The 14,583-nt window shown below is 70.3% G+C and carries 11 protein-coding genes and 2 tRNA genes; 10 read left to right on the top strand and 3 right to left on the bottom strand.

Features of this window, described 5'->3' with window-relative positions; translation table 11 throughout:
- Window positions 1-2 precede the first annotated feature (2 nt).
- The gene (locus tag BDK63_RS17495; RefSeq protein ID WP_183334328.1) at window positions 3-260 is read right to left on the bottom strand and encodes a hypothetical protein; all 258 of its coding nucleotides are present in this window, start codon (window positions 258-260) and stop codon (window positions 3-5) included.
- Complete coding sequence (gene mltF, locus BDK63_RS17490; protein WP_183334326.1) at window positions 229-1,695, bottom strand: membrane-bound lytic murein transglycosylase MltF; 1,467 nt, start codon at window positions 1,693-1,695, stop codon at window positions 229-231. Before mltF ends, BDK63_RS17495 begins: the two co-directional genes overlap by 32 nt.
- 154 nt (window positions 1,696-1,849) lie before the next feature.
- Here mltF and purL point away from each other — a divergent pair, with 154 nt between their 5' ends.
- Window positions 1,850-5,857, top strand: coding sequence for a phosphoribosylformylglycinamidine synthase (gene purL / locus BDK63_RS17485; protein WP_183334324.1), 4,008 nt, complete (start codon window positions 1,850-1,852; stop codon window positions 5,855-5,857).
- A gap of 78 nt (window positions 5,858-5,935) precedes the next feature.
- On the opposite strand, the gene BDK63_RS17480 is transcribed toward purL, so the two are convergent.
- The gene (locus BDK63_RS17480; protein WP_183334323.1) at window positions 5,936-6,436 is read right to left on the bottom strand and encodes a hypothetical protein; all 501 of its coding nucleotides are present in this window, start codon (window positions 6,434-6,436) and stop codon (window positions 5,936-5,938) included.
- 283 nt (window positions 6,437-6,719) lie between these two features.
- Here BDK63_RS17480 and BDK63_RS17475 point away from each other — a divergent pair, with 283 nt between their 5' ends.
- From BDK63_RS17475 to nadA, 9 genes are all read left to right on the top strand, one after another.
- Window positions 6,720-7,517 carry a crotonase/enoyl-CoA hydratase family protein gene (locus BDK63_RS17475; protein WP_183334322.1) on the top strand — a complete coding sequence of 266 codons (798 nt, stop codon included), beginning with the start codon at window positions 6,720-6,722 and terminating at the stop codon, window positions 7,515-7,517.
- Window positions 7,518-7,580: 63 nt separating this feature from the next.
- On the top strand, window positions 7,581-9,371 hold the full coding sequence (gene radD / locus BDK63_RS17470) for a DNA repair helicase RadD (protein WP_183334321.1): 1,791 nt from the start codon (window positions 7,581-7,583) through the stop codon (window positions 9,369-9,371).
- Window positions 9,372-9,397: 26 nt separating this feature from the next.
- Window positions 9,398-10,054, top strand: a complete 657-nt coding sequence (locus BDK63_RS17465; RefSeq protein ID WP_183334320.1) for a DUF6629 family protein — start codon at window positions 9,398-9,400, stop codon at window positions 10,052-10,054.
- 78 nt (window positions 10,055-10,132) lie between these two features.
- Window positions 10,133-11,074, top strand: coding sequence for a segregation and condensation protein A (locus BDK63_RS17460; RefSeq protein WP_183334319.1), 942 nt, complete (start codon window positions 10,133-10,135; stop codon window positions 11,072-11,074).
- A complete protein-coding gene (gene scpB, locus BDK63_RS17455) occupies window positions 11,071-11,946 on the top strand; it encodes an SMC-Scp complex subunit ScpB (protein ID WP_183334318.1) in 876 nt (291 codons plus the stop codon). Before BDK63_RS17460 ends, scpB begins: the two co-directional genes overlap by 4 nt.
- Window positions 11,943-12,794: a 23S rRNA pseudouridine(2605) synthase RluB gene (gene rluB / locus BDK63_RS17450; RefSeq protein WP_183334316.1), complete on the top strand. Its 852-nt coding sequence runs from the start codon at window positions 11,943-11,945 to the stop codon at window positions 12,792-12,794. Before scpB ends, rluB begins: the two co-directional genes overlap by 4 nt.
- A gap of 104 nt (window positions 12,795-12,898) precedes the next feature.
- Window positions 12,899-12,974: transfer RNA gene (locus tag BDK63_RS17445), tRNA-Lys, on the top strand.
- Window positions 12,975-13,004: 30 nt separating this feature from the next.
- Window positions 13,005-13,080: transfer RNA gene (locus BDK63_RS17440), tRNA-Lys, on the top strand.
- Window positions 13,081-13,352: 272 nt separating this feature from the next.
- Complete coding sequence (nadA, locus tag BDK63_RS17435) at window positions 13,353-14,381, top strand: quinolinate synthase NadA (protein WP_183334314.1); 1,029 nt, start codon at window positions 13,353-13,355, stop codon at window positions 14,379-14,381.
- Window positions 14,382-14,583 lie beyond the last annotated feature (202 nt).

Here is a 14,583-nt window from a genome sequence, read left to right as displayed (position 1 = left end):
GATCAAGAAATAGCCAATCTCAAGCCCGTAGCGCCAATGTCTTCACCGAGCCTGAGATCTGGGAGCGTCTGGCCGGCCCGGTGCAACATCCGGGCCAGGGCCCCGAGGCACAGCGGCAGCGCGGTCGAGGCCGAGCCATGCAGGCCGGTGGCCGCCAGGCCCAGCGCGATCACGGCCCCCAGCAGCGCCGCCAGGCTGAGTCCGGCGGCCCGGGAGCTCACCGGGCGATCACGGGCCTGGCGCGGGGGACAGTAGGGCATCATCGCTCTCTTCCATGTCGGGCATTCGCGCATTGAGCAGGTAGAACTGCTGCTGGCTGCGATCCACGTAGCTGAGGATCTCGTGGTAGCGACGGATGTTGCGCACGTAGATCACCGGCTCGCCGCCCCGGGCATAGCCGTGACGGGTCTGGCTGTGCCACTCCCGCTCCTGCAGCAGGGGCAGCGACTCCCGGACGTCGGCCCAGCGGTCCGGGTCGCCGCCGCGCTGCTCGGTGATGCGCCGGGCATCGTAGAGGTGGCCGAGCCCCACGTTGTAGGCGGCCATGGCCATGAACAGGCGGTCCTCTCCGGTTATCGACGCCGGCAGGCGATCCTTGAGCTCGCGCAGGTAGCGTGCGCCGCCCTCGATGCTCTGCACCGGGTCGAGGCGGTCGTCGACGCCAAGGTCGCCGGCGGTGGCATTGGTCAGCATCATCAGGCCTCGCACCCCGGTGGGGGAGGTGGCCTCGGGGTCCCAGTGCGACTCCTGGTAGCCCACGGCAGCCAGCAGCTTCCAGTCGAAGCCGGTGTCGCGGGCCGCCTCGCGGAACAGCTCGGCGTAGTCGGGCAGCCGATGGTGGACGTGCTGGATGAAGGTCCGCGCCCCGACGTACTCGAGGTAGTCGTCGTGGCCGAAGTAGCGCGCCACCAGCCGCTCCAGCTCGCCCTCCTGGCGAAGCGTCTCCAGGAAGCGGTTGGCGGCCTCCACCAGTCCCAGGCCGCGTCCGGCCGGGAAGGCCCAGGCCATGGAGAGCGGGTCGCCGAGCAGGAAGCCGCGCTCCACGCGGGGAAAGAACAGCCGGTTGAGGCGGAACTGGTGGTCGTAGATCACCGCGGCGTCGAGGCGCTCGTCCTCGATCCAGCGCAGCAGCTCGGCCACCTCCAGCTCGCCCGACTCCTGCCAGGTGAGCCCGGGGTGGTCGGCCTGCAGCTCGCGCAGTACCCGGTCGGTCCCGGCGCCGGCGAGGGTGCCGATGGCGAGGCCGGCGAGGTCCTCCATCGACGTCACCGGCGGCAGTCCGCGGCGATAGACCAGCAGCGGCTGAAGCTCGAGGATCGGCCGGCTGAAGATCACGCCGGGCGTGCCCGGTTCCAGCGGCAGGGCGGCGGCCCCCAGGTCGCCCTCGCGGCGCACCGCCGCCAGCACGCTTTCGATGTTGTGGTCGGCCTCCAGCGTCAGGCTGACCCCGAGGTGGGCGGCGAAGCGTCGCGTCAGCTCGTACTCGAAGCCGGTGGGACCCTGGCGCCCCTCGTAGTAGGTGGTGGGGGTGTTGCGGGTATGCACGCTGAGGAAGTCACGGGCCAGCACCTCCTCCAGGTGGCGGCCATCGGGCACGCCGAAGCGCCCGGGCACCAGGCCGAGCAGCAGGGTGGCGGCCAGGGCGGCGATGCCGCGCCAGCAGCGGCGCGAGGGGGAGGAGGGGGCGGCGGACATTCGGCAGCGGCACGGCAACAGGACCCCTCACCATAACCAGCGGAGGCGCGGCTGTCATCCGCGCGATTTCTCGCCACCCGCGCTTTCCAGTATCATGTGCGCTTGTTGCCGCAGGCCGCGGCCCCGATCTTTCCTGCTTCAGAGGCTCCAAGACATGCTCGAACTGCGTGGCGCGCCCGCCCTTTCCGCTTTCCGTCATGCCAAGCTGCTGGCCGCCCTGCGCGACACCGTTGGCGACGTCGAGTCGCTGCAGGCGGAGTATGTGCACTTCATCGACCATGACGGCGAGCTGGCCGGTGACGACCTGGCGGTGCTGGAGCGGCTGCTGGACTATGGTTCTCAAGTTCAGGGTTCTCAAATTCAGGGTTCTCAAGTTCGGGGCTCCCACGGCCAGGGTGTCGAGCGTGACGAGGCGTCACGCGCCGAGGGCCAGCTGTTCCTGGTGGTGCCGCGCATCGGCACCCAGTCGCCCTGGTCCTCCAAGGCCACCGACATCGCCCGCAACTGCGGCCTGAAGCAGGTCAGGCGCATCGAACGCGGGGTCGCCTACCGGGTCAGGCTCAGGGGCATGCTCTCCGAGAAGGCCTTCGAGGCCATCCGCGCGGCCCTGCACGACCGCATGACCGAGACGGTGCTGGCCGACGCCTCGGACGCGGCCAAGCTCTTCGCCCACCACGAGCCGGCGCCGCTGGGCAGCGTCGATATCCTCGAGGGCGGCCGGGAGGCGCTGGTCGCCGCCAATGCCGCGCTGGGCCTGGCGCTGGCCGACGACGAGATCGACTACCTGGTCGACGCCTTCCGCGACCTGGGGCGCAACCCGGCGGACGTCGAGCTGATGATGTTCGCCCAGGCCAACTCCGAGCACTGTCGCCACAAGATCTTCAACGCCGACTGGGTGATCGACGGCGAGGCCCAGAGCCACTCGCTGTTCAAGATGATCAAGAACACCTACCAGGCCTCGCCGGACAACATCCTCTCCGCCTACAGCGACAACGCCGCGGTGATCGAGGGCTCCGAGGCGGGTCGCTTCTTCCCGACGCCGCTGACCGGCCGGGCCGGCGAGCGCGCCGTCTATGGCACCTCCCGGGAGCCGATCCAGATCCTGATGAAGGTGGAGACCCACAACCACCCCACCGCCATCGCGCCTCACCCGGGCGCGGCCACCGGCGCCGGCGGCGAGATCCGCGACGAGGGCGCCACCGGCATCGGCGGCAAGCCCAAGGCGGGCCTGACCGGCTTCACCGTCTCCAACCTGCGCATCCCCGAGTTCGTGCAGCCCTGGGAGGCCTTCGACTACGGCAAGCCGGAGCGTATCGTCTCGGCGCTGGACATCATGCTGGAGGGCCCCATCGGCGGCGCCGCCTTCAACAACGAGTTCGGCCGCCCCAACCTGGCCGGCTACTTCCGCAGCTACGAGCAGGATGCGCTGGGCACAAACGGCATCGAGCGCCGCGGCTTTCACAAGCCGATCATGCTCGCCGGCGGCTACGGCAACATCCGCGATGGCCACGTCCAGAAGGGCGAGATCCCGGTGGGCGGCAAGCTGATCGTGATGGGCGGGCCGGCGATGCTGATCGGCCTGGGCGGCGGCGCGGCCTCCTCCATGGCCTCGGGCGCCTCCAGCGCCGACCTGGACTTCGCCTCGGTGCAGCGTGGCAACCCCGAGATCGAGCGGCGCGCCCAGGAGGTGATCGACCGCTGCTGGGCGCTGGGCGAGGGCAACCCCATCCGCTTCATCCACGACGTAGGCGCCGGCGGCCTCTCCAACGCCCTGCCGGAGCTGGTCAAGGACGGCGGCCGCGGCGGCCTGTTCGACCTGCGGGCGGTGCCCAACGCCGAACCCGGCATGAGCCCGCTGGAGATCTGGTGCAACGAGGCCCAGGAGCGCTACGTGCTGGCGGTGGCGCCCGATGACCTCGAGACCTTCGATGCCCTCTGCCGTCGCGAGCGCTGCCCCTACGCGGTGGTCGGCGAGGCCAGCGAAGCGCACCACCTGGAGGTGCGCGACGGCCACTTCGACAGCAGGCCCGTCGACCTGCCGATGAGCGTGCTGTTCGGCAAGCCGCCGAAGATGACCCGCGAGTTCCAGCGCGAGACCACCCCGCTGTCGGGGGTGATGCTCGACAACCTCGACCTGCGCGAGGCCATGGACCGGGTGCTGCGCCTGCCCGCCGTGGCCTCCAAGAGCTTCCTGATCACCATCGGCGACCGCTCCATCACCGGCCAGGTGGCCCGCGACCAGATGGTCGGCCCCTGGCAGGTGCCGGTGGCCGACGTGGCGGTGACCACGGCCAGCTTCGACACCCATGCAGGCGAGGCCATGGCCATGGGCGAGCGTCCCCCGGTGGCGCTGATCGACCCCGCCGCCAGCGCCCGCCTGGCGGTGGCCGAGGCGATCACCAACCTGGCCGCGGCCCCCATCGAGACGCTCGGCGACATCAAGCTCTCCGCCAACTGGATGAGCGCCGCCGACCACCCCGGCGAGAACCAGGCGCTGTACGACGCCGTCCACGCCGTGGGCATGGAGCTCTGCCCGGCGCTGGGTATCGCCATCCCGGTGGGCAAGGACTCCATGTCCATGCGCACCGCCTGGCAGGAGGAGAGCGGCTCGGGTGACGGGAAGGGCGAGGTCGAGGAGAAGAGCGTCACCTCGCCGCTCTCCCTGGTGGTCACCGGCTTCGCCCCGGTCACCGATGCCATGAAGACCCTGACCCCCCAGATCAACCTGGAGCAGGACGAGTCCGACCTGATCCTGATCGACCTGGGCGGCGGTCGGAACCGCCTGGGCGGCTCGGCCCTGGCCCAGGTCTACGGCCAGGTGGGTGACGCCTGCCCCGACCTGGACGACCCGGAGGACCTCAAGGCGTTCTTCGCGGTGATCCAGGGCCTCAACGCCGAGGGCAAGCTGCTCGCCTACCACGACCGCAGCGACGGCGGCCTGCTGGTGACCCTGCTGGAGATGGCCTTCGCCGCCCGCGCGGGCCTCGAGATCAAGCTCGACTGGCTGATCGACGAGCCGGCCGAGGCGGTGAACGCGCTGTTCGCCGAGGAACTCGGGGCGGTGATCCAGGTGAACCGTGAGCACACCGAGGCGGTGCTGGCCCAGTTCGCCGCCGCCGGCCTCGAGACCTGCGGCGTCATCGCCCGCCCGCGCTACGACGACCAGGTGCGGGTGACCCTCTTCGAGGAGCCGCTGCTGGAGACCACCCGGCTGCTCACCCAGCGCACCTGGACCGAGACCAGCTACCGGATGCAGGCGCTGCGCGACAACCCCGAGTGTGCCAAGAGCGAGTTCGATGGCCTGCTGGACGATCGCGACCCGGGCCTCTCCGCGACCCCGAGCTTCGCGGTGGACGAGGATATCGCTGCCCCCTTCGTGAACAGCGCGCGGCCCGCGGTGGCGGTGCTGCGCGAGCAGGGGGTCAACGGCCAGGTGGAGATGGCCTGGGCCTTCGACCGTGCCGGCTTCGAGGCGGTGGACGTACACATGAGCGATATCCTGGAAGGCCGGGTATCGCTGGATGAGTTCAAGGGCCTGGTGGCCTGCGGCGGCTTCTCCTACGGCGACGTGCTGGGCGCCGGCGGGGGCTGGGCCAAGTCGGTGCTGTTCAACGAGCGGGCCCGGGAGCAGTTCGCGACCTTCTTCGCCCGTGACGACAGCTTCTCGCTGGGCGTCTGCAACGGCTGCCAGATGCTGGCCCAGCTCAAGGACCTGATCCCCGGCGCCGAGGCCTGGCCGCGCTTCGTGCGCAACGAGTCGGAGCAGTTCGAGGCACGGGTCGCCATGGTCCAGGTGGAGAAGAGCCCGTCGATCCTGCTGGCCGGCATGGAGGGGTCGCGCCTGCCCATCGCCGTGGCCCATGGCGAGGGGCGCAGCGAGTTCCGCGACAGCGCCCACCTGCGCAGCCTCCAGGGCAGCGGCCAGGTGGCCCTGCGCTACGTGGACAACTACGGCCAGGTGACCACCCGCTACCCGGCCAACCCCAACGGTTCGCCCTCCGGCATCACCGGCCTGACCACCCCCGACGGGCGGGTCACCATCATGATGCCCCACCCCGAACGGGTGGTGCGGGCGGTGACCAACTCCTGGCGTCCGGCGGAGTGGACGCAGGACGGTGCCTGGCTGCGGCTGTTCCGCAACGCGCGGGTCTGGCTGGGGTGAGGGAGCGCCCTGCGGCAGGCGACACGGGAGGCGGCCTTCGGGCCGCCTCCCGTCGTTTCGAGAGTGGGGTGTCGCCGGTCAGGCGCGGTGGCGCAGTCGCTCCCCGGTGCCGCTCTCGAGGCAGTGCTCGCGGAGGATGGCCAGCTCGGCCTGCTTCTGGCGGGCGATGGCGGTGAATTCGCGGCCCAGGGAGGAGGCCCCACCGAGCTCGCCGAGCCGGGCGTAGAGCCGGTGGGAGACGGCGGCATCGATGATGGCCTGGGACAGGGCGCCGCGTGCCATTGCCAGACTGCTGATCAGGCCCGGCGGTGACGCCGCCGGCACCGCGAGGGGCCCGACCGACGCGTCGCCGGGGGCGTCCAGGCCCAGGCGGCGCGCGGCCCGGGCCAGACCCGACAGGCGCATCTCGCACTCGATGCCCAGGGCGGCCATCAGCCGGCTGGCGGCACTGCTGAAGGCCAGGAAGCGGAAGGCGAGCCCGCGATAGCGTTCGAGCTCGGCATGTTCATGGTTGCCGGCGAGGGCCAGGAGCTCCTCGGGCAGCAGGCCGGGGGTGCCGCGGGTTGGACTTGTCGTCATGGCGGTCTCCTCTGCTGGGGGCGTGGGAAGAGGCATGCTCCAGCAGGTTAGCGCCGCCGGACATGACCGGGATCAAGTTTCTGCCGGTCTCGCCCGCGAAGTGCCGATCTCATACGCGGCCTGTCGGCAATGTCGTCGGTTTGCTGACCGTCCGGTCGAGGCCGTTCGGCGGCGGCGGGCGGGCCGGCGTCTTACGGAAGGGGATCATCGGGATCGAAACGGTCGTTTGAAAATGGCGGTCCCACCGGCCACACTGTCGATAGCCGGATTCAAGGAGAAGCCAATGGCAGCGACCGAGCGGTTCCATGAGCGGGTCACCCTGGAGATCGACCACCCCGTGGCCGAGGTTCGCCTGGCCCGCCCCCGGGCCCACAACGGCCTGGACTGGGCGATGATCGACGGGCTGCTGGCGGCCCAGCGTCGCCTGGCCGAGCTCGATGGCCTGCGCGCCGTGGTGCTGGCCGGAGAGGGCGACAGCTTCTGCGCGGGCCTGGACATGGGCGCCATCATGGACCAGCCGGCGCGGCTGCCGTCGCTGCTCGAGCCCGACGAGGCCGGCATCAATCCGGTGCAGCGCCTGGCGCTGGGGTGGCGCGAGGCCGGGGTGCCGGTGATCGCGGCCCTCCACGGGCATGTCTACGGCGGCGGGCTGCAGATCGCCCTGGGCGCCGACATCCGCGTGGTCCATCCCGAGGCGCGCCTGGCGCTGCTCGAGATCGTCTGGGGCATCATTCCCGACATGGGGATCAGCGTCACCGCCGGCGACATTCGCGGCGACGTGCTGCGCGAGCTGGCCTGGACGGGGCGCAAGGTCGCCGGCGAGGAGGCCGTGACGCTCGGGCTGGCGACCCGGCTGGCCGACGACCCGCAGCGCACGGCGCGCGACATCGCCACCGCCGTGGCGGCCCGCTCGCCCCGGGCGGTGGCCGCGGCCGGCGAGCTCTTCACCCTGGCGCCGGGCATGACGCCGCGGGAGCGGCTGGCGCTGGAGGCGCGCCTGCAGCGCGGCCTGCTGGGGGGCGAGGAGCAGCGCGAGGCGGTGGCGGCACGGCTGGCCGGCCGGCCGCCGCGCTTCCCCTGAGGCCCTGACGGCGGCGCCATGTCCCGCTAAGATGGCCGCTCGTCACGCCATTCCGGACCCTGCATGCCCGCTCCCGCTGCTCCCCCGCTGCCCGTCGCGCCACCCTCCCTGCGTCCCTACCAGCAGGAGGCGGTACGCCGGGTGGTGAGCCACTTTCGCGGCTCGGACGATCCCGCCGTGGTGGTGCTGCCCACCGGGAGCGGCAAGTCCCTGGTGATCGCCGAGCTGGCGCGCCTGGCTCGGGGGCGGGTGCTGGTGCTGGCCCACGTGCGCGAGCTGGTGGAACAGAACCACGCCAAGTACCAGGCCTATGGCCTTTCGGCCGACATCTTCAGTGCCGGCCTGGGGCGCAAGGAGAGCGGCCGCCAGGTGGTGTTCGGCTCGGTGCAGTCGGTGGTGCGCGGCCTCGATCGCTTCGACGATGGCAACTTCACCCTGTTGGTGATCGACGAGTGCCACCGGGTGTCGCCGGCCGAGGACTCCAGCTATCGCCAGGTGATCGACCACCTGCGCGCGGCCAATCCGCACCTCAAGATCCTCGGTCTCACCGCCACGCCCTACCGGCTCGGCCAGGGATTCATCTACCACTGTCACCATCACGGCATGGTGCGCGGCGAGGCGGACAGCTTCTTCCGCGACTGCGTCTTCGAGCAGCCGCTGCGGCTGATGGTGAAGCAGGGCTTCCTGGCCGAGCCGCGGCGCATCGATGCGGCGGTGGAGCGATATGACTTCTCGGCGCTCACGCCGGGCACGAGCGGCCTGTTCCGCGAGGAGGAGCTCAACCGGGTGGTGGCGGGCCACCGCGCCACGCCGGGGATCATCGCCGAGGTCGTCGAGCGCGCCCGCGACCGCCAGGGGGTGATGCTCTTCGCGGCAAGCGTGGCCCACGCCGAGGAGATCCTCGGCTACCTGCCGGCGGGGGAGGCGGCGCTGGTCACCGGCGAGACCCCCTCCGCCGAGCGTGAGCGGCTCATCGCCGCCTTCAAGGCCCGCGAGCTCAGGTACCTGGTCAACGTGGCGGTGCTGACCACCGGCTTCGATGCCCCCCACGTGGACCTGATCGCCATCCTGCGCCCCACCGAGTCGGTCAGCCTCTACCAGCAGATCGTCGGCCGCGGCCTGCGCCTCTCACCCGGCAAGCGTGACTGCCTGATCCTCGACTACGCCGGCAACCCCTGGGATCTCTATGCGCCTGAGGTGGGGTCGCCGAGACCCGCCTCCGACTGCGAGCCGGTGCAGGTCGCGTGCCCCGCCTGCGGCCACGCCAACCTCTTCTGGGGAAGGCGCGACGGCGAGCTGGTGATCGAGCACTTCGGTCGCCGCTGCCAGGGGCTGGTGGAAGACGGGCGCGGCAAGCGCACGCAGTGCGACTTTCGCTTTCGCTTCAAGGTGTGCGGCGACTGCGGCGCCGAGAACGATATCGCCGCCCGGCGCTGCCACGGCTGCGAGACCCTGCTGGTGGACGCCGACGACAAGCTCAAGGCGGCGCTGCGCCTGCGCGACGCCCGGGTGCTGCGGGTGTCCGGCATGCAGCTCGAGGCCACCGTCAACGGCCGCGGCCTGCCGCGACTCAAGGTGACCTATCATGACGAGGATGGCGCCACCCTCGCCGAGTGGTTTGCCCTGGAGACCCCGGCCCAGCGCGCCGCCTTCGCCGGTGCCTTCCTGCGCGATCACCTGAAGGCACCGGGCGTGCCGTTCCGGCCCGCCACGCCGGCGGCGGTGGTCGCCGAGCAGCGCCGGCTGCGCCACCCGGACTTCGTGGTGGGGCGCAGGGTGGGTCGCCACTGGCAGGTGCGCGAGAAGCTCTTCGACTACACCGGCCGCCATCGTCGCGCCGCCGCCGCCGACTGAGGCGACGGACCACCAGGAGGGGTGCCATGTGCTTTTCGGCCGAGGCGAGCTTCGCGGCCAGCGGGATGCTGGCGGCAGTCGGTGCCTACTGTGTGCACCACGCTCGCGGCCGGCAGGCCCGCTACCTTCCCGTCGCCGCCATGCCGCTGCTGTTCGCCGCGCAACAGTTCGTCGAGGGCTGGCTGTGGCTGGCCCTGGGCCGGGGGGATCCCCCGGGGGTGCACTCCCTGGCGCTGCTCTACCTGTTCTTCGCCTTCGGCGTGTGGCCCTTCTACTGCCCCTGGCTGGCCTATCGCCTCGAGACGGGCAGCGCGCGTCGGCGGCGGTTGCTGCTCGCCTTCACGGTGGCCGGCGCCGGGGTGGGGGCGATGGTCTACCTGCCGCTGCTGGTCGGCAGTACCGAGGTCGCGACCTCGGTGGTCAACGGCTCCATCGCCTACGAGACATCGCGGCCGCCGCTGCAGAAGCAGCTCTATACCCTGGCCTACGTGATCGTGACGCTCACGCCCTTCATGATCGCCTCGGACCGGCGCCTGCTGCTCTTCAGCCTGCTGCTGCTGGCCGCCATGGGGGTGACGGTGCTGTTCTACGCCTACGCCTTCTTCTCGGTATGGTGCTTCTTCGCCGCCCTGCTGTCGCTGTTTGCCGTCTACCTGGTCCGCGGCGCTCCGGCGAGGGCCTGATGCGGCGTGTTCCGCGCCGGGGGTTTCGGTTAGACTGTCCGATCGATTGCTCGACCCATCCCGAGAGGCCCGCGCCGCGTGAGCGAGACGCCCGATACCGCGACCCCCGAACCCGCCAGCGAGGCGGCCAGGCAGGCCGAGGTGCTGGGGCGGCTGTTCGACGAGCCGATCACCGAGCTGCCGGAGGATCTCTACATCCCGCCGGAGGCGCTGCGGGTGTTCCTCGAGGCCTTCGAGGGGCCGCTGGACCTGCTGCTCTACCTGATCCGCCGTCAGAACCTGGATATCCTGGCCATCGACGTGGCCGCCATCACCCGGCAGTACATCGAGTACGTGGAGCTGATGAAGGCCATGGAGATCGAGCTGGCCGGCGAGTACCTGCTGATGGCGGCGATGCTGGCCGAGATCAAGTCGCGGACCCTCCTGCCGCGTCCGCCGAAGGAGGGCGGGGACGACGAGGAGGAGGACCCGCGGGCCGAGCTGATTCGCCGGCTGCAGGAGTACGAGCGGCTCAAGCATGCCGCCGAGTCGCTGGCCGAGCTGCCGCGCCTGGGGCGCGACTGGTTCCCGGCGCGTGCCGCGCTGCCGCCGCTGGAGTCGCGGGTGATCCATCCCGACGTGGCGCTCGACGAGCTGCTGGGCGCCCTGGCGGGGATCCTGCGCCGCGCCGAACTCAACCGGAGCCACCAGATCAGCCGCGAGGTGCTCTCGACGCGGGAGCGCATGCTGGCGATCATGGAGCGGCTCGGCCACGAGCACTTCACCCCCTTCGAGTCGCTGTTCACCCTGGAGGAGGGGCGCGCCGGGGTGATCGTGACCTTCATGGCGATCCTCGAGCTGGCCAAGGAGGCGATGATCGAGATCGTGCAGAATGTGCCCCTGTCGCCGATCCATGTGCGCGCCCGCGCCCCGATGGGCGAGGAGGCGGGGGCCTTCGAGGCCGGCGAGCTGGATGACCTGGGCGAGGGCGGCGAGAGCGCCTTCGAGGACGACGAAGGCGGGGGGAGCCGCTACCCATGACCGCGATGGAATTTCCCGAGGCCCTGGACGAGATCCTCGAGGCGGCACTGCTGGCCGCCGGCGAGCCGCTGGCCCTGGAGCGGCTCGAGGGGCTCTTCGATGACCACGAGCGCCCGCCGCGGCGTGCCCTGCGCGAGGCGCTGGAGCGCCTGGGCCTGCGCCACGAGCGGGGCGCCATGGAGCTGATCGAGACCGCCTCGGGCTACCAGCTGCGCATCCGCCCGCGCCTCTCGGCCTGGGTCTCGCGGCTGTGGGACGAGCGCCCCCAGCGCTACTCCCGGGCGCTGCTGGAGACCCTGGCGCTGATCGCCTATCGCCAGCCGGTGACCCGCGGCGACATCGAGGAGGTGCGCGGGGTCACGGTGAGCGGCTCGATCATGCGCACCCTGCTCGAGCGCGGCTGGATCCGCGTGGTGGGCCATCGCGACGTGCCGGGACGCCCGGCGGTCTATGCCACCACGCGCGGCTTCCTCGACGACTTCGGCCTCAAGACCCTCGACGAGCTGCCGCCGATGCACGAGCTCAAGTCCTTCGACGAGCCGGCCTTCGAGGAGGAAGCGCCACCGCCGCCCCAGGAGGCGCTGCTGGCCCAGGCCGATGTCCCGCCGGACGACGGGGAAGCGGCCACGCCGGGAGAGGACGAAGGGGAACGACACGACCCCGAGGCGCGCGAGGCGGGCGGTATCGCCTTCGAGCGCTTCGAACCGACGGCCGGGACGGCCGACGATGACCACGCCGGGACGGCGTCAGAGCGGACAGGCCTGAGCTTCGCCGATCTCGAGGCTCGCCTGTCCGAACGTGCCCGCAGCCGCGTCGACGATGACGCTGCTCCGGGGGCGGAATCCACACCCAGTGAGAACGATGACCGATGAGCACGACCAGCGAAAAACTTCAGAAGGTCCTGGCCCGCGCCGGGCTGGGCTCCCGCCGCGAGATGGAGACCGCCATCGCCGATGGCAGGGTCAGGGTCAACGGCGAGGTGGCGACCCTCGGCGACCGCATCGAGATGCGTGACCGGGTGACCTTCGACAGTCGCCCGGTGACCCTGCGTGGCGCCGAGGAGGTGCCCCGGCGGGTGATCATGTACAACAAGCCCGAGGGGGAGCTTTGCACCCGCAAGGACCCCGAGGGGCGCCGCACCGTCTTCGACCGGCTGCCGCGCCTCAAGGGCGAGCGCTGGATCGCCATCGGCCGCCTGGACATCAACACCAGCGGCCTGCTGCTGTTCACCACCGACGGGGAGCTCGCCAACCGGCTGATGCACCCCTCCACCCAGGTGGAGCGCGAGTATGCGGTGCGCGTCATGGGCGAGGTGACCAAGGAGCAGGTGGTGGCCATGGTCGAGGGCGTGATGCTCGAGGACGGCCCGGCGCGCTTCACCGACGTCCAGGAGTTCGGTGGCGAGGGGATCAACACCTGGTTCCACGTGGTGATCATGGAGGGTCGCAACCGTGAGGTGCGCCGCCTGTGGGAGTCCCAGGGGCTCACCGTCAGCCGCCTCAAGCGGGTCCGCTATGGCAACATCTTCCTCGACAAGCGTGCCAAGGCCGGCGAGTGGGTGGAGCTCTCCCAGGACGAGATCGATGACCTGGCGGAGACCGCTGGCCTGCCCGCGCGCAAGGTGCCGGAGCTGACCCCCGACGAGAAGAACCGCTGGAGCCGCGACAAGCACAAGCGCAAGCCGGTGCAGGCCATGCGCAAGCCACGGGCGCGCCGCTAGGGCTCGCCAGCCCGCCTTGGCGGGTGGCGCGGCGAGTGCGACAAAAGGCAAAAAAGTCCTTGCCAGTGAAGGGGTGAATCAGTAATATCTGCCCCCGTTCGGACGGGTCGTTAGCTCAGTTGGTAGAGCAGTTGGCTTTTAACCAATTGGTCGTAGGTTCGAATCCTACACGACCCACCATCCGAGCCTGAATGCTTGTGCGCAAGCAGCGGGTCGTTAGCTCAGTTGGTAGAGCAGTTGGCTTTTAACCAATTGGTCGTAGGTTCGAATCCTACACGACCCACCAGATACCGCGCCCCGACCTCCCTGAGGTCGGGGCGTTCTGCTTTGTCGGGCAGGAACGGGCCGGCAGTCCGGGGGTCCAATACGCCTGAACGTACCACTTTCTGTACCGGCACTGGTCAACAGACGAACGTTCTGGTCTAGAATAGGGGTTCGGGTCGACCACGGCGAGAGACGCAAGGGTCGCCCCCAGGCGCATCGTCCGCGCGGAGCGCGCGAGCCACGATGCACCCGATCATGCAGGGGGAGCCCCTGCCAGTCACAGTGGTAGACACGATGACGATCATGACTTCCCGTGCCGAGGTGCGTGAGCACCTGACGCGTACCTACTGCCCCACCCGGATTCCCGCCGAGGACGAGGCGCGCATCGAGGAGATCAAGCGGCTCCTCGAGGCCAACAACGCCGTCCTGGTGGCCCACTACTACACCGACGACGCCATCCAGCAGCTCGCCGAGGAGACCGGCGGCTGCGTGGCCGACTCCCTGGAGATGGCCCGCTTCGGCGCCCGCCACGAGGCCGACACCCTGGTGGTGGCCGGCGTGCGCTTCATGGGCGAGACCGCCAAGATCCTCTCGCCGGAGAAGCGCGTGCTGATGCCCACCCTGGAGGCGACCTGTTCGCTGGACCTGGGCTGCCCGGCGGACGAGTTCGCCGCCTTCTGCGACCAGCATCCCGACCGCACCGTGGTGGTCTACGCCAACACCTCGGCGGCGGTGAAGGCGCGCGCCGACTGGGTGGTGACCTCGTCGATCGCCGTGGAGGTGATCGAGCACCTCCAGGCCCGTGGCGAGAAGATCCTGTGGGCCCCGGACAAGCACCTGGGTGGCTACATCCAGAAGAAGACCGGCGCCGACATGCTGCTGTGGGACGGGGCCTGCATCGTCCACGAGGAGTTCAAGGCCAAGGGCGTCGAGGACCTCAAGGCGCTCTATCCCGAGGCCGCCGTGCTGGTGCATCCGGAGTCGCCGGCCGCGGTGGTGGAGCTGGCCGACGTGGCGGGTTCCACCTCCCAGCTGATCAAGGCGGCGAAGGCGCTGCCCAACGACAAGCTGATCGTCGCCACCGACCGCGGCATCTTCTTCAAGATGCAGCAGGCGGTGCCGGAGAAGACCCTCTTCGAGGCCCCCACCGCGGGTAACGGCGCCACCTGCCGGAGCTGTGCCCACTGCCCGTGGATGGCCATGAACGCCCTGGACAACCTGGCCGACGCCCTGCGCCACGGCAGCGGCGAGATCTTCGTCGACGCCGCGCTGCGCACCGCCGCACTCAGGCCGCTGGAGCGGATGCTGAATTTCCAGCAGTAGGGGACGGATTCATCGCTGGTCTGATGATCACTCTCCGGCGCCATTCACCAGTGTGGGAGCCCGATTTATCGGGCGATCGGCGGTAGCCGCCATCGCTCAATGAATTGAGCTCCTGGTATGGATTGACCCGTCAAGGGGTCGGTTGTCTCTGTTGCATGTGGTCATCCTCAATGCCTTCGGATCAGGAAGCGAGGGGCTATCA

Origin of the sequence: Halomonas campaniensis, from assembly GCF_014193375.1 — a bacterium.
GTDB lineage: Bacteria > Pseudomonadota > Gammaproteobacteria > Pseudomonadales > Halomonadaceae > Halomonas > Halomonas campaniensis.
The sequence above is the reverse complement of the archived record's forward strand: the minus strand, read 5'-3'. Positions and strand labels throughout refer to the sequence as shown.

Excerpts from the sequence above, each read along its gene's own strand:
- BDK63_RS17495 (WP_183334328.1), bottom strand. The coding sequence starts at position 260 with ATGCCCTACTGTCCCCCGCGCCAGGCCCGTGATCGCCCGGTGAGCTCC.
- mltF (WP_183334326.1), bottom strand. The coding sequence starts at position 1,695 with ATGTCCGCCGCCCCCTCCTCCCCCTCGCGCCGCTGCTGGCGCGGCATC.
- purL (WP_183334324.1), top strand. The coding sequence starts at position 1,850 with ATGCTCGAACTGCGTGGCGCGCCCGCCCTTTCCGCTTTCCGTCATGCC.
- BDK63_RS17480 (WP_183334323.1), bottom strand. The coding sequence starts at position 6,436 with ATGACGACAAGTCCAACCCGCGGCACCCCCGGCCTGCTGCCCGAGGAG.
- BDK63_RS17475 (WP_183334322.1), top strand. The coding sequence starts at position 6,720 with ATGGCAGCGACCGAGCGGTTCCATGAGCGGGTCACCCTGGAGATCGAC.
- radD (WP_183334321.1), top strand. The coding sequence starts at position 7,581 with ATGCCCGCTCCCGCTGCTCCCCCGCTGCCCGTCGCGCCACCCTCCCTG.
- BDK63_RS17465 (WP_183334320.1), top strand. The coding sequence starts at position 9,398 with ATGTGCTTTTCGGCCGAGGCGAGCTTCGCGGCCAGCGGGATGCTGGCG.
- scpB (WP_183334318.1), top strand. The coding sequence starts at position 11,071 with ATGACCGCGATGGAATTTCCCGAGGCCCTGGACGAGATCCTCGAGGCG.
- rluB (WP_183334316.1), top strand. The coding sequence starts at position 11,943 with ATGAGCACGACCAGCGAAAAACTTCAGAAGGTCCTGGCCCGCGCCGGG.
- nadA (WP_183334314.1), top strand. The coding sequence starts at position 13,353 with ATGACGATCATGACTTCCCGTGCCGAGGTGCGTGAGCACCTGACGCGT.